The 15325-nt window shown below is 51.4% G+C and carries 10 protein-coding genes; 5 read left to right on the forward strand and 5 right to left on the reverse strand.

Translation table 11 applies throughout. The features are described from left to right. Window positions 1-108: 108 nt before the first annotated feature. Entirely contained in the window at window positions 109-606 is a 498-nt protein-coding gene (locus CFF01_RS10850; protein ID WP_033538244.1) for a glycine cleavage system protein R, read from the forward strand. Window positions 607-645: 39 nt separating this feature from the next. On the opposite strand, the gene CFF01_RS10855 is transcribed toward CFF01_RS10850, so the two are convergent. The 4 genes from CFF01_RS10855 to CFF01_RS10870 all read right to left on the reverse strand — a co-directional run bounded on the left by CFF01_RS10855 (window position 646) and on the right by CFF01_RS10870 (window position 6579). Then, window positions 646-1530, reverse strand: coding sequence for a DMT family transporter (locus tag CFF01_RS10855; protein ID WP_088904801.1), 885 nt, complete (start codon window positions 1528-1530; stop codon window positions 646-648). A 223-nt stretch (window positions 1531-1753) separates the two neighbouring features. Next, complete coding sequence (mak, locus tag CFF01_RS10860) at window positions 1754-2686, reverse strand: fructokinase (RefSeq protein ID WP_088904802.1); 933 nt, start codon at window positions 2684-2686, stop codon at window positions 1754-1756. 27 nt (window positions 2687-2713) lie between these two features. Beyond that, complete coding sequence (locus CFF01_RS10865) at window positions 2714-5320, reverse strand: glycoside hydrolase family 3 protein (protein WP_232479424.1); 2607 nt, start codon at window positions 5318-5320, stop codon at window positions 2714-2716. Continuing rightward, a complete protein-coding gene (locus CFF01_RS10870; RefSeq protein WP_033538241.1) occupies window positions 5317-6579 on the reverse strand; it encodes a sugar MFS transporter in 1263 nt (420 codons plus the stop codon). The genes CFF01_RS10865 and CFF01_RS10870 overlap by 4 nt, the downstream gene beginning before the upstream one ends. Window positions 6580-6799: 220 nt before the next feature. On the opposite strand from CFF01_RS10870, the gene CFF01_RS10875 reads away from it, so the two are divergent. The 4 genes from CFF01_RS10875 to CFF01_RS10890 all read left to right on the forward strand — a co-directional run bounded on the left by CFF01_RS10875 (window position 6800) and on the right by CFF01_RS10890 (window position 13758). Continuing rightward, entirely contained in the window at window positions 6800-8149 is a 1350-nt protein-coding gene (locus CFF01_RS10875; RefSeq protein ID WP_408640517.1) for a GH1 family beta-glucosidase, read from the forward strand. Window positions 8150-8163: 14 nt separating this feature from the next. Continuing rightward, window positions 8164-9498, forward strand: a complete 1335-nt coding sequence (locus CFF01_RS10880) for a glycoside-pentoside-hexuronide (GPH):cation symporter (RefSeq protein WP_088904804.1) — start codon at window positions 8164-8166, stop codon at window positions 9496-9498. 23 nt (window positions 9499-9521) lie between these two features. After that, a complete protein-coding gene (locus tag CFF01_RS10885; RefSeq protein ID WP_088904805.1) occupies window positions 9522-10526 on the forward strand; it encodes a LacI family DNA-binding transcriptional regulator in 1005 nt (334 codons plus the stop codon). 328 nt (window positions 10527-10854) lie between these two features. Beyond that, the gene (locus CFF01_RS10890) at window positions 10855-13758 is read left to right on the forward strand and encodes a TonB-dependent receptor (RefSeq protein WP_157704983.1); all 2904 of its coding nucleotides are present in this window, start codon (window positions 10855-10857) and stop codon (window positions 13756-13758) included. 532 nt (window positions 13759-14290) lie between these two features. Here CFF01_RS10890 and CFF01_RS10895 read toward each other — a convergent pair. Then, on the reverse strand, window positions 14291-15253 hold the full coding sequence (locus tag CFF01_RS10895) for a sensor domain-containing diguanylate cyclase (RefSeq protein ID WP_088904807.1): 963 nt from the start codon (window positions 15251-15253) through the stop codon (window positions 14291-14293). Window positions 15254-15325: the final 72 nt, after the last annotated feature.

Genomic DNA, 15325 nt, shown 5'->3' on the forward strand with positions numbered 1-15325 from the left:
CTTTTTGAGCCGCTTTTTAGAGTGTTAACGACTAAGCTAAATAAGGTCCCACCTTGCCCTGGTCTTCTCGATACACAGCACTCAACCAACTGATGGAGCCGATGCGAAATGTTACGATACTTAGTTACCCTGCAAGTTGCCGATAAACCGGGATTGGTCGAACAGATAGCCCATAGCGTTAGCCGCCACGGCGGTAATTGGCTCGACTCTGAGCTGCGCCACATCGACGGTATCTTCGCGGCTATTTTGCTACTCGAAGTGCCCGCGGCTAACTGGGACACACTGCTGGAAAACCTAGAGTGTATCGAAGGCCTGACCCTCACCTACGCTAAGACCCGCAAGGCACTGGCACCAAAAACCATCCGCCGCTACTCCTTGGTGGCCTATGACAGACCCGGGCTGGTACATGACATTTCAAATAAGATCAACGAACTGGGGGCCAACATCGAACGTCTCTCCACCCATTACGAGACCGCCAGTCACACGGGTGTCGCCCTGTTTCGTGCCAACTTTAGCTTAAGCGTAAAAGATGAAGCCGCCGAGCAGCGGCTCACTCAGGCGCTATACACCATAGGTGACGACGTAGTACTGGATATTGTCGATTAACGCCTAATTCTTAATAAAGGCTCAAACAAAAAGCGGCAATTATGCCGCTTTTTGTTGTCTCGATTTTATCAAATACCGCAGCGGCAACTGGCTTATCAACATCCCCAGCAGCATCAAGCCACAGCCGAAAAGCGCCCGACCTGACAGACTTTCACCCAGAAATAACACGCCACCTATGGCGGCAAATACCGTCTCCAGGCTTAAGATAATGGCCGCGTGGGCCGGATGAGCATGCTTTTGCGCCAACACCTGCAGCGTATAGGCCACCCCGACAGAGACCAAACCGGCATAGGCCAGTGCGCCCCAGGCGGCTTGAATTCCCGCCATGCTAGTGGTCTCCATAGCCAAAGAAACCACAAAACTGGCCAGAGCGCACACCAAAAACTGGCCACAAGCTAATACCACAGGAGCAACTCTGCGGGCAAAATGGTCCACCGCCAGTATATGCATTGCCCAAAAGAGTGCGCCAACCAGCTGCAAACCATCACCGTATGCAATGGTAAAATTCTCACCCACACTTAAGAAATAGAGCCCCACCGCGGCGACGGCGCAACCAAGCCAAGTGTTGCTGCCGGTGCTGTGTTTTAAAAACAACCCGAGCACTGGCACCAGCACTATGTAGAGCCCGGTAATAAAACCAGCATTAGCGGCCGTGGTGTGCAATAAGCCAACTTGCTGGAAAGAAGCTGCGATAAATAAAATACCGCCACATCCAAGTGACCCTATAAGTACTTGGCGTAAAAAATCTTTGTCAGCCACGCCTTTGAGTCTGCCCCGACGTTTCAATATCCAGATCAGTGGCAGCAAACTCAGTGCGCCAATGACAAAACGCAGACCATTAAAGGCAAAAGGCTCGAGACTCTCCATCCCCAGACGCTGCGCCACGAAGCCAAAGCCCCAAATGGCAGCCGCCATCAATAACATCAAATTCGCCACACTTCCCCCAAACCTCTATAAGCCAATAGCAGGCGACTATTCTGCCGAGGCGATGATCACTTTACAATGGTGTGTGCAGAATAAAAAACGGCGCCTCAATCTAAAAGACCGGGCGCCAAATACACAAGTACAAAAAGGGCCTCATCCCTGAGGCATTACAGACAGAAAGTGAATCGTAAAACCTAAAAATCTCCGATAGCTAGCGGCCTTATCACGCTGTGGTCAGCCCAGGTAAAGCCGCATGCTCACCAGGAGCCCAAAGCCAGGCAGCCCCTCGAACGCCTGATGAAGCACCGTGGCGATTTTTCACCACCTGCGTCGCACACTCACCACCAAGCACATACTTGGGAAGTAGTGCAGGCAGATACTCATAAATCAGATCTATGTTGGAGACACCTCCACCAAGCACGATCACATCGGGATCCAATGCGTTTATCACATGAGCCAGCGCCCGAGCCAGACGATCGATAAAACGACCAAATGCCGCCTCGGCCAGAGGGTCGCCCTTGGCCATCAAGGCGACAATCTCGATACCGCTGGCTGCCTCGCCTCCATGAGCGCGAAAGTCACGTACAAAACCTGTACCGGATACGAAGGTCTCGATACAGTCGGCATTGCCGCAAAAACAGCGTGTAGAGTTGAACTCGTCGGCCGTCATCCAAGGCAAGGGGTTATGGCCCCATTCGCCGCCGATACCGTTGCCGCCGCCGTGCACCTTATGGTTAATAGCGATCCCGGCGCCACAGCCTGTTCCCAGTATGGCGCCAAACACTACAGCTTTACCTGCTCCGCTACCGTCGACCGCTTCAGAAAGCGCAAAGCAGTTGGCATCGTTGGCGATACGCACTTCACGTGACAGCATAGCTCCCAAGTCTTTATCCATAGGTTGGCCATTGAGCCATACTGCATTGGAGTTTTTTACCCTACCAGTGACTGCAGATACCACTCCAGGGATCCCTATGCCAATGCTGGCCACCTGGCCGGTCTCGTTTTCAGAAGCGTGAACCAGGGATGCTACCGCCTCCAGCGTGGCACGGTACTCCTTTGGTGTGGCAACGCGTTTGCGAAACACCTCTTCGCCATTGTCGTTCAAGGTCACCAACTCAATCTTGGTGCCGCCCAGATCTATCCCACTTCGGTACATGCTGCTCTCCAAATACCTGTTAAATCATTAAAGTGACTGAAGCTTGCCGCAATCTGACAGCAAAACATGAGGCGATGGCGAATCGCTACTTTGTGCTTTGGCCTCTTCAATCGCGATATTTGCCAAGGTGAGTACATCACCCGCACCAAGCGCTAAGGTCATGGGGCTAAACACGCTACTCAGCTCTTTGACACCAAGGCTAAAGCAGCTAAGTGGCACCTGATAGCGGCGCCATTGGCCATCGGCCACCAAACTCGTACTCAGATTAAGCGCCTGACCACATGCACCTTCGCACTGCATGGAAAGCTCAGCATTGGCAGGTGTTTTCTCAAGCACAGCATCAAAGCCCAGCACCGCTGTTTCACGATTAAAGCGGCGCAGGTCCATGGGGAAATCATCCCTAAAACTCAAGCGTCCAGCAGCGGCAAAGCTAAAGCGGCGCGCATCTTCCTGTACCTCTCGGTTAATGCTTCTTACCGACCAGGGCCCTTGCTGCCATACTCCTGCCCCTACCCTATGCATGCTAGCCTCGTCCCCTACGGCCAGATGCCAGGGCGCCTTCAGAGCCTTATCGAAAATGGCCAGTCTGGTTGGAACCCCTTCATCACCGCTGGACTCATCGAGCTTGGTAAGCGAGGCATCCTCTTGATAACTAAAACCTTCCCAAAGGGGGAACAGTGGCGCCTTCGACGATTCAGCCTGGGCGCTTGCATTGCTACCCGCTAATTGAAAACCATCGTCAGCAGGGGTTGCCGGCCAGGGAAACGGCAGACGTCCAACAAAGTCCTGTCTTGGCTTAGCCGCTTTATCGCCTACCAGCACATCGGCCACACCTGCGCCCTCGCTGCCTGGTAGCCAAGCAGCGACAAAGGCATCTGATGCGTTAAGCTCAGGGTTCATCCATAGCGGCCGGCCTGACAAGAACACAGACACCAAGGGCAAATCTGCCGCCTTGACGCGTGCTAACATGGCTAAATCACGCTTATCGCCACGCTGGTATTCAAGATTATCCAGGTCGCCATTGCCCTCGGCGTAAGGCGACTCACCAAACACAGCTACCACTAGGTCCGGCTTAAAATCTTCGGGAATACTGCCATCGACACTGAGACGTGCCTCACCGCCGCCGGCCTTAAGCGCCTCGGCGAACCCAGCAAAAATAGAGGTGGCACTTGGGAAGTCAGCATTGGTCACGTCAGTACCCTGCCAGGTCATGCTCCAGCCACCAGACTGCTGGGGAACATTATCCGCCCCTTCACCTATCACCAGCACCTTGGCAGATGACTTGATGGGCAACAAAGGCGCTCCATCAACTGGGTTGTTTTTCAGCAGTACCAAAGACTCTGCCACCGCTTTTCTGGCAAGCGCCCTATGCTCAGGATGTCCAATCCAGCTGGCATCACCGGCAAAAAGTCGTTTTGCGGGAGACACCCCATCAAAGAGTCCGGCGCGCAGCTTAACCCGCAGAATACGCTTCACCGCATCATCGAGACGACTTTTCGGTACGGCACCAGATTTAACGTCGGCAATGGTATTCGGATAAAGCGCCTTCCAGCTATCACCAGGGGCCATCAAAATATCCACCCCTGCGTTGATCGCGGCGGCGCAGCGCTCATAGCTGCAGCCTGGCACAAAGCCATGCCCCAACCAATCGCCTACCACAACACCGTCAAATCCCAACCGCTGTTTAAGCACTTGAGTGAGGAGATACTGGCTGCCATGAAGCTTTTCACCATTCCAGCTGTTAAACGAAGCCATCACGGTTTGCACGCCTTGCTCAAGCGCCCCCACATACCCCAGACCATGCCTGGCGATAAGGGTCTGTTCATCTACCCGGGTATCGCCTCGGTCATCGCCATTTTCTGTGCCGCCATCACCGATGAAATGCTTGGCAGTCGCCAGAGTATGCTCGCCATCCAGCCAGGCATCACCCTCGCCCTGCATACCTGCCACAAAGGCGCGAGCATAACGTTCGATCAGTTCTGGATCGCGGGCATAACCTTCGTAAGTTCGACCCCAGCGCAGGTTGTCCACCAGCGCCACAGTGGGGGCAAACACCCAGTCGATCCCCGTCGCCCGCACTTCCTTGGCCGTCGCTGCCGCGATTGCTTTGATAAGCGCTGGGTTTTGCGCTGCGCCCAAACCTATGTTGTGCGGGAACAAGGTCGCGCCAAACACATTGCCATGACCATGTACCGCATCGGTACCCCATATGGGCGGTATGGCAATGCCATCTAGCTCAGTATCCATGGCCGCCTGATACATAGCATCTGCAAGCTTTACCCAATCGGCTGCGGTGGCCTTGCTATTGTTACCTGGAAAAGAACCGCCACCGTTTAAGAAAGAACCAAAACCAAAGCGGCGCATATCCTCTACGCTAAAATCACGTATTTCAGGCTGGATGATTTGCGCCACCTTCTGCTCAAGGCTCATCTGCTCAAGCAGTGCATCAACTCGGGCCTCAAGGGTGGCATCTACAGGCGCGCGATACACGCCTTGTGGCCACAACTCGACACGTTTGCCATCTATGGATGAGCCAGATTCTGCGGTTGTTGCCCCGCTTGGCGCAGCCATCACAGTGGTCAACCCCAGCACGCCACAGATCAGCGCCGCTGTTCGCGTTAGCGTCCGTTTCATGCGCGTTCCTCCGCAGGCTTTGATCCGTTAAGTCCATAAAACAAGATATAGGCGTAACAAAGAACCGGCAGTAAGAAGGACACGGATAAGCCCGCCGCATCGGCAAGCATACCTTGAGCCAGTGGCACGACTGCTCCACCCACAATCGCCAGACATAAGATACCGCTACCCTGTGCAGTGGCTGGACCTAAGTTTTTCAATGCCAAACTGAAAATGGTAGGGAACATAATAGAGTTAAACAGGCCCACAGCCAGAATCGACCACATGGCCACGGCCCCTTCGCTGACCACAGCGACCACCACCAGGAGCGCTGCCATGGTGGCATTAAAGCCAAGCACCTTGCCCGCCGGAATTTTTTGCATCACAGCAGCCCCGATAAAGCGACCGACCATGGCGCCTCCCCAGTAAAAGGCGATATAGTGCGCCGCTTCGGCTTCAGCCATTGCCGCCACATGAGCTTGACCGAGGAAATTCACCAGCAGACTGCCGATAGCCACTTCGCCGCCCACATACACAAAAATACCGACAGCCCCTAATACTAGATGACGATGACTCAGCGCCGAAACCGGCTTACTTGCCTCAGCACCTGTTAAGGTTTCTTCTTCCTGCCCTTGAATATGGGGTAATTTAAGCAGCGCAAACACCACAGCCAGGATGAGCAACATGCCACACAGGAGCAGATACGGCAGTTTGACCGCTTCGGCCTCTGCCTGCGCTGATGCTTCCACCGCGACCGACAAAATCAGCACTGAACCAAAAGCTGGTGCAACTGTGGTGCCAAGGGAGTTAAACGCCTGAGTCAGTGTCAGGCGGCTCGATGCCGTCTCCACCGAACCTAGGGCTGTCACATAGGGGTTCGCTGCCACCTGTAACACGGTTATACCGCTGGCCAAGACGAAAAGCGCGCCCAGAAATAATCCGTAGCTGGCTATAGCCGCTGCCGGGTAAAACAGGCCACAGCCAAGCGCAGCGATGAGCAGCCCCAGTACTATGCCCTTTTGATAACCCAAGCGTTTTACCATGACGCCCGCTGGCACGGATACCAAGAAGTAAGCGCCGAAGAAGCAGAACTGGATCAGCATCGCCTGGGTATAATTTAAGTTAAATACCGCTTTAAGATGCGGAATTAGAATGTCATTCAGGCAGGTAATAAACCCCCACATAAAAAACAAAGTCGTCAATGAGACCAACGCAAAACGGTTGTTTTCCGTCTGGCCGCCTTGCGATACTGCAACACTCTGGCTAGGTGTGGTTGCCATCTTCTCTCCCCTAAATTTGCTGCGTTGGGCAGTGTGAACCATATTGGTGATTGACCTTTTTCGGTTCTGCCACTAGATTAATGTAAGCGCTTTCATTTTTAACATTACCTTAACCCTTGTCAACCTATTTTGCCCAAGGAATCATTGAATCCATCAGGGTCAGTGGCAGGCACCACAGGTGAGTAGGGACAATTTCAGGAACAGAACAACAATGAAACAAATACCAGCATTCACACTACCGAGTGATTCGGCCATGATGCAAAAAGACTTTTTGTTCGGGGTCGCCACTGCTTCTTTTCAAATTGAAGGTGATCTTCACCATCGTCTTCCCTGTATTTGGGATACTTTTTGCGCCCAGCCCGGAAAGATTGCCGATGGCTCGAATGGCGAAGTGGCCTGCGATCATATCAACCACTGGCGCGAAGATGTGGCATTAATCGCTTCCCTCGGTGTCGATGCTTACCGGTTGTCAATCTCCTGGGGGCGAGTGCTGAACCAAGATGGCAGCATCAATCGTGAGGGAATGGCGTTTTACTCTGGCCTGATCGATGCGCTTAACCTGCGTAATATCACGGTGTTTGTTACCTTATATCACTGGGATTTACCTCAACATCTTGAAGATAAGGGAGGCTGGCTTAACCGAGATACTGCCCTCGCCTTCGCCCATTACACTCGCATTGTGGTTCAGGCACTAGGAGATCGTGTCTATGCCTACTCCACCCTTAACGAACCATTTTGCAGCGCCTTTCTTGGCTATGAGGTAGGTATTCACGCCCCCGGACATTGCAGTCGCAAGGAAGGCCGTGCCGCCGCCCATCACCTGCTGTTAGCCCATGGCCTGGCCATGGCTGAAATTCGCCGTTTCGCCCCCCATGCCAAGGCTGGCATAGTCCTTAACTTCAGCCCCGCCTACGCCTTCCAGGACTGCGAAGCAGATCGAGAGGCTGCCCGCAAAGCTCATGAATACCATAATATTTGGTATTTGATGCCACTGATGGAAGGCCGTTATCCCGACATCATCAATAGCCTAGACGCAGATGAGCAGCCACCCGTACAGCCCGGTGACATGGAGATCATTCAAGAGAAAATGGATTACCTCGGCATTAACTATTACACCCGTAATGTGTATCAAGCCGGTGGCGATTTGGGCTTTGAGGACGTGCGCATAGCGAATGTTCCCCGCACAGCCATGGACTGGGAGATCTGCCCACATGCCTTTACCGATCTGTTAAAAGACCTGTCACAGACATTTGACCTGCCACCTATCTACATCACTGAGAACGGCGCCGCCGAAGACGATATGGTCCGTGAAGGTGAGGTACATGACCCAATGCGACTCGACTATCTGCAATCACACCTGCTGGCAGTACATGACGCGATTGAAGCAGGCGTAGAGGTTAAAGGCTACTTCGCCTGGAGTTTGATGGATAACTTCGAATGGGCCGAAGGCTATCGTAAACGCTTTGGCTTGGTATACGTTGACTACACCACCCAAGAACGCACCCTCAAATCGAGCGCCAAGGCCTACCAAGAAATGCTTGCACTCAGACACTCGCTAAGCCAACAATAACAAAGGAGGTCGCCATGTTAAGCGTCAGAGAAAAAATCGCCTACGGGCTTGGCGATACCGCCAGCAACATAGTATTCCAAACCGTCATGCTGTTTTTGACATTTTTCTACACCGACATTTTTGGAATATCGGCCGCCTTTGTTGGCACCATGTTTTTAGCCGTACGCATAATGGATGCGGTGACCGATCCCCTGATGGGCTACTTTGCCGATCGCACCAAGACCCGCTTCGGCCGCTATCGTCCCTACCTACTTTGGTTTGCCTTTCCTTTTGGCGCCATCAGTGTGCTGGCGTTTACCACACCCGACTTTAGCGAAAGCGGCAAAGAGATCTATGCCCTAATCACCTATGCGTTATTGATGCTGGCCTATACCGCTATCAACATCCCCTATTGTGCCCTCGGCGCAGCCCTGACCACCAATCCGGCCGAACGGGTGTCGGTGCAATCCTACCGCTTTGTGTTTGCCATGTTGGGTGGACTCATGGTCACTTCCCTCACCCTTCCCCTGGTGGATTTTTTTGGTGAAGGAGACAAGGCCAAGGGCTATCAGCTCACTATTCTTGCCATGAGCATAGTGGGCACTGTGATGTTTCTGCTCTGTTTTGCCGGCACCAAGGAACGGGATTTCTCTACTGATGATAGCGGCGATGATCCAAAGGCTGCAGCCAAGGCGCTGTGGGCCAATGATCAGTGGCGAGTTCTGTCGGGAGCGGCCATCTTCTTGCTCACCGGCTTGGTACTCAAATCGACGCTCGCCATCTATTACGTTAAATATGTGCTGGGACGCGAGGAGATGATCAGTCTGTTCGTCACCTGCGGCGTGATCGGTAATATCTTTGGGGTGGGACTGGCGAAAAAGCTTGCCGACAAGGTATGTAAGGTCAAGGCCTATATCCGGCTACAGCTGATTGCCGCCGCACTTTGCCTACTCGCCTGGTTTGTCCCAAGCGATCAATATATGCTGGCACTGGTGCTCTATGTCGCCTGGAACTTCACCATCAATATGGGCACACCACTGTTATGGGCCAAAATGGCTGATACCGTGGATTATGGCCAATTTAAAACCGGGGTGCGCACCACTGGATTGGTCTACTCATCGGTGATCTTCTTTATCAAGCTTGGCCTGGCTATAGGCGGAGCCTTAGCTGGTTGGCTGCTTGCCGCCTACGGATATCAGGCTGATACCGCCCAAAGCCAGGACACACTGAATGGCATGGTGCTCTGTTTTACCCTGTATCCGGCACTGGCTTCAATCGCGGTTGCCTTTATCATGCGACGCTATACACTAGACAGTCAGCGCGTGGCACAAATCAGTCTGGCGCTGGAACAAAAACATTCAGGCACATAGCAGTTCAAGGAAAGCCAGCTCTCATGGCCACAATTTATGACGTTTCCATCCTGGCAGGCGTGTCGCTAGCGACCGTCTCCCGGGTAGTCAACAACACAGGCAAAGTCAGCGAAAAGACATGCAAAAAAGTCCATGATGCCATGGAGCAGCTGGGTTATCGCCCTAACAGCATAGCCCAGTCATTGGCGTCCAACCGTTCTAACAGTGTTGGCGTCTTGGTCTCCCAGCTCGATGGGCCTTTTTACGGTCCCTTGATGCGGGAAATCGAATCGGTACTACGCGCTGCCAACAAGCATGTGATCATTGCCGCCGGACACAGTGATGCTGCCCAGGAAAAGGATGCGGTAGAGTTTCTGTTATCTCGCGGCTGCGATGCGCTGATTGTGGATGCCGAAATCCTGTCCAATGAATACTTGCAGAAACTCTGCAAGGGCAAAACCCCTGTGGTACTGATCAACCGCCATGTGGATGGCATTGAAGATCGCTGTGTACACCTGAATAATCTCGAGGGCGGCCTGCTTGCCAGTCGCCACGTGCTGGAACACGGTCATCAGCAGGTGGCCTACATTTCCGGGCCGCTCTTTAAGCTCGATGCCAGAGAACGTCTCGAAGGCCATAAACAGGCGCTGACAGAAAAAGGGCTAACCTTCGATGAACGGCTGTTTTTCGAAGGCGATTTTCGTGAAGAAGGTGGCTATGAGGGCATGGCGGTGCTACTTGAGCGTGGTCAGCCCTTTACCGCTGTGGTGTGCGCCAACGATCAGATGGCATCGGGTGCTATTGCGCTCTGCCTCGAGCGAGGATTACAGGTCCCCCAGGATATCTCCTTCGTGGGATTCGACAATATCCCCTTCCCCAGGTATATCTCTCCCAAGCTCACGACCGTGTGTAACCCGATACAAGATATGGGACACATGGCAGCCAATTGGGTCTTAAAAGAGGTGTATGACAATCGCGAGGTGAACTTTAGTCATCGCTTCGAACCTGAGCTGGTTGTACGAGAATCGGTTCAACCTCCTAAGGCATAATCTATTTTTTCTCCATCCAGGGGTGCCAAAATCTGAAAAGCTGTAAGCGCTTACATTTTTTCAGATGATTATTTGAACGCCCCGACATACCATCTAAATCACGCCATTACAATGAGTTAGATTAAGTTATGGCGAATATCACAAAAATTTAGGCAAACATTTTTCCAACATTTGACCCACAAATGGTTGACATAAAAACGTCATCATCTTAATTTATGTAAGCGCTTACATTTATACTCGCAGGCGAAGTTGTATGCAAACCTGTAAGCTTTACAACAATAGCGTCCCGAGCTGCACCGCAGCCAAGGGTCTCTGGGAGAGGAACCTGATGCAACAATTACAATTCAAAAAATCAAAGCTAGCTACCAGTGTATCTCTGGTACTGGGCTTTCTGTCTGCCCTACCCGCCATTGCCGAAGAAGCCCCTGTGGTGAACGGTGATATCGAAGTTATCCAAGTCACAGGTGTACGAGGTTCGCAGGCTAAAGCCATGGAACTCAAACGCCAATCCGCCGGTGTAGTGGATGCCATTTCTGCCGAAGATATCGGTAAATTCCCCGACACCAACCTAGCCGAATCGCTACAACGAATCACTGGTGTGTCTATCGACCGTGTCAACGGTGAAGGCAGCAAGGTGACAGTACGTGGCTTTGGCCCAGACTTTAACCTGGTACTACTGAATAATCGTACTATGCCCACCGCTCAGGTAGCAGGCGAATCGACCCGTTCGTTCGAATTTGCTAACCTCGCCTCTGATGCGGTCAGCGGTGTAGAAATTTACAAAACCGGTAAGGCCGATGTCAGCTCTGGTGGCATAGGTTCAACCATTAACATCCGTACTGCCCGCCCTTTCGACACCCGTGATCTTGTGGCCAACATTGGCGTGAAGGCCCATCATGACACTAGCGTAGAAGATGGCAGCTCTGTGACGCCTGAGATCTCAGGTATTTTCAGCAACACCTTCTTGGATGACTCTTTCGGTCTGGGTTTATCAGCCTCTTACCAGAAGCGCGACAGCAACACCAAGAAAGCCACGATTGACGGATGGCGCCAGAACATAGATGGCGAGTTAAACCCTAACGCCGTCGTAGTAAACGAAAACAAAAACCCTTACGGCAATACCTTCTACGCCCGTAACATAGGTTTTGCCAGCCAGGATACCGAGCGTGAACGTACCAACGCTCAGCTGGTATTCCAATATGCCCCTAACGATGACATCGAAATGACGCTGGATTATACCTACTCCAAGCTGTCTGATGTCTCCAATACTGACACTTGGGGTCTATGGTTCTCAGGTCCAGGCAACGCCACCGAAGCTCATATCAATGAAAACGGCACCTTTGATTATGTGACCGAAGTGGGCGGCGACTACTCAAGTACCATGCAGCAAAACGCTTCAGACAATATCAACAATTCGCTTGGCTTTAACATTAAATGGCAGGCGACAGATAACCTTGCGCTAAGCTTCGATGCCCATGATTCTAACGCCACCGCCGAAGGTACATTGGGTGACTATGCCGATAACAAGTTCTTTATCCTAGGCGCGCTCAACATCGCCGACAAGACCTATGATGCCACCAGCACAGAGATCCCGCTGCTTGGTGCCAACTATGGCACACTCAACCCTAACGGCGAACCACACCTGCTGCCTGAGCATTATGCCTCGCTATTTGCCGGGGTTCGTGCCGGTCGCAACGAAACCGACGTTAATCAGTACCAGTTCGACGGACAATGGGTAAATGATAACAACGACGCCCTGTCATCTATCGACTTTGGTGTCTCTTTCACCTCTATGGAAACCCGTGCACAGGGCTCTTACACAGGCCCGATCAGCGCAGGCTGGTACGGCAACATGGGACTATGGAAAGACGATGTAAGCTATGTGGGACTGGGCTCAGACTTCTTGTCTGACTTCTCAGGTGGTGGTAGCGACATGTTGATCCCCTACTACTACAGCTACGATCAGCAAGCCGCTATGGAAAAAGCCGAGGCTCTCTATGACGTAGAGTATGTCTCAGCACCTTGGCAGGACGATCACCTGATCGAGGAAGACACTACAGCTGCCTACATCCAGGTAAACATCGACAGTGAATTTAACGATATGCCTCTGAGTATCGTTGCCGGTTTACGCTATGAACAAACAAACGTTACTGCCAGCTCCATGCAACAAGAAGCTCAGCAACTGGTTTGGCTAAACCCCACAGAGTGGCAAACCGTTTATGCCGATGATTTCTCTTACAGCCATGAAACCCATGACTACAAAGAGTTTTTACCAAACCTAGATATTAACCTGGAAGTGGTTGAGAACCTGGTTGCACGTTTGAGTTATAGCCGTACCATTACACGCCCAACCTTAGCGTCAATGCGTGCCACTACCGCTCTGACACCCATCCCGAAAGTCGGTTCACGTACCGGTTTCGCCGGTAACACGTCGCTTAAGCCTTTCAGCTCGAATAACATCGATTTGTCGCTGGAATACTACTACGACGATGCCAGCTACGTATCTGTGGGTTACTTCAACAAGGAAGTGGAAAACTTCCTGATGAATACCATTGAAACCGTAGAATACGATCACCTGCGTGATCCATACTCAGGCCCAGCTGCCGAGCAAGCCCGTGCTGAGCTGATCGCCAACAATGAAACCCCAAGTGATGAAGCCGTGTTCCAATGGCTGATTGACAACGGTTATGGCAATGCCGACGGTCGCGTACCTCAATCAGGAAATGATCCCGTTGCCGAGTGGAACATCAGCAAGCCTAACAACGTCGAAGATCTAAACATCAACGGCTTTGAGATTGCATGGCAACATTGGTTCTGGGATACAGGCTTTGGTTTTGCCGCTAACTACACCTTAGTAGATGGCGATACCGAGTATGACGTAGAGCGCGTGGACGAGCAGTTTGCCCTGCCCGGAATGTCTGACTCTGCCAACATGTCTGTATTTTATGAAAACTATGGCGTGCAGGCGCGTCTGGCCTACAACTGGCGCGATACCTTCCTGTCAGGCATGGGTCAGGCTGAAGCCGGTGGTCCTGCTCCTCAGTTCACTGAGGCCTATGGTCAGTTGGACATCAGCGTGAGCTATCAGATCACCGACGGCCTGTCCATCTTTGCCGAAGGCATCAACGTACTTGAGCAGGAAAAACGCGTCTACGGCCGCTACGAGGAGCAAATGCTGCTTGCACAGCAGAACGCTGCCCGTTACTCCGTTGGCGTACGTTACAACTTCTAAGCAAGAAAAACAGGCGCTATCAATTTAGCGCCTTGGGTGAGCCTACCCTGCTTAATAAGGTAGGCACCCTAACTGCAAACGAATATGGAAACCCTTTAGGTCATTGACAGGGATTAGGTCTTTGCCGCGGCACCCGCCGCGGCTTTTTTTATCTACACAGAAAGGAATCGAGTTTCGCAATGAAACTGTGCTATGACGAAGCCAACCGATTCCACATCGATGCAACATCAATTAATGCACCATATAAGTTATCAATACCGCGTTTAGTCTGGCGACTACTTTACGTTAACCAATAACAGCCAACACCATTCGACACCGGCCTGTGCTGTCAGTTATTAGGTTGGGAAGAGAGGCGGCGGAGGAAAAACTACAGAATAACCGAGTAGTATTTATGCTGGGCAATGCATGAATATATCAAGTTAATTCACACAACTGGGAGACCTGAATGATGAGGCCCCCAGATGCGATTGTTCACGTGCCAGCTTTGGTGTCAATTTGATTTTTTCGCTAATACTGATATGGCCTTGAAGCGCTAACGCTCACCGTCTTTCTTTTGTTCGTACATCGCCGCATCAGCTGCCGCCATCATTTCTTCTAACGAGTGCTCTGTCTCATATGAGAAATTCGCCACACCTGCACTGTATTCTATAAGATAAGGTTTGTTGATAGCCTTGTTCATTGCGTCCATTTCTGTTTTAAATCGATCCAGAATGATCGCAATTGTTTCATCACTGACGTCTGTCAACATGGCAACAAACTCATCCCCGCCCAGCCTGCCAATCACATCACTCTCACGGAACACACTGCGCATCACTTCTGCAAATTGCTGTAATGCAAAATCACCTTCATGATGCCCGAAATTATCATTAATCGGTTTAAACTTATTAAGGTCAAATAAAATCACTGACATTGGTATTTTTTTTCGCCGGCAGACCCGTTGGCTATGCTCGGCCAGTGTTATAAATCCTCTTCGGTTCGATATTAAGGTTAATTCGTCAAGTGTTGCCAATTGAATTGATCTGATTTCTTGCTCAATCATGGCTCCCAAGTCGTTTAATAGCTGCTTATCTTCTTCATTCAAATGCTTAGGCTTCGAGTCGATTAAGCATAATGTCCCTATCTTTATCCCTTGTCTCAATTTCAGTGGATAGCCCGCATAAAAACGGATATTAGGCTCTTGGGTAACTAGAGGGTTATCAGCAAACCGGACGTCTTCAATCGCATTAGGAATAATGAATAAACCATCTTGATTAATGGCATGGCCGCAAAACGATATATCGCGCGGTGTTTCAGATGCATCCAAACCTTGTTTAGATTTAAACCACTGCCTATTTTCATCAACGAGGCTAACCAGTGAAATCTCTACACCAAACATACGCTTAGCCATTCGAGTGACGCGATCAAACCTTTCTTCATGCGAGGTATCGAGGATTTTCAGTGTTCTTAAGGCATGAAGCCTCTCTCTTTCATTGGCAGGCAGTTCAGGCTTAATCATATGGCTCCTATATCTTGAAAGACTTGCTAGAACCTAGTGTACCTCAATAACTCCATAAAAAAATAACCAAAC

Source organism: Shewanella marisflavi (assembly GCF_002215585.1).
GTDB lineage: Bacteria > Pseudomonadota > Gammaproteobacteria > Enterobacterales > Shewanellaceae > Shewanella > Shewanella marisflavi.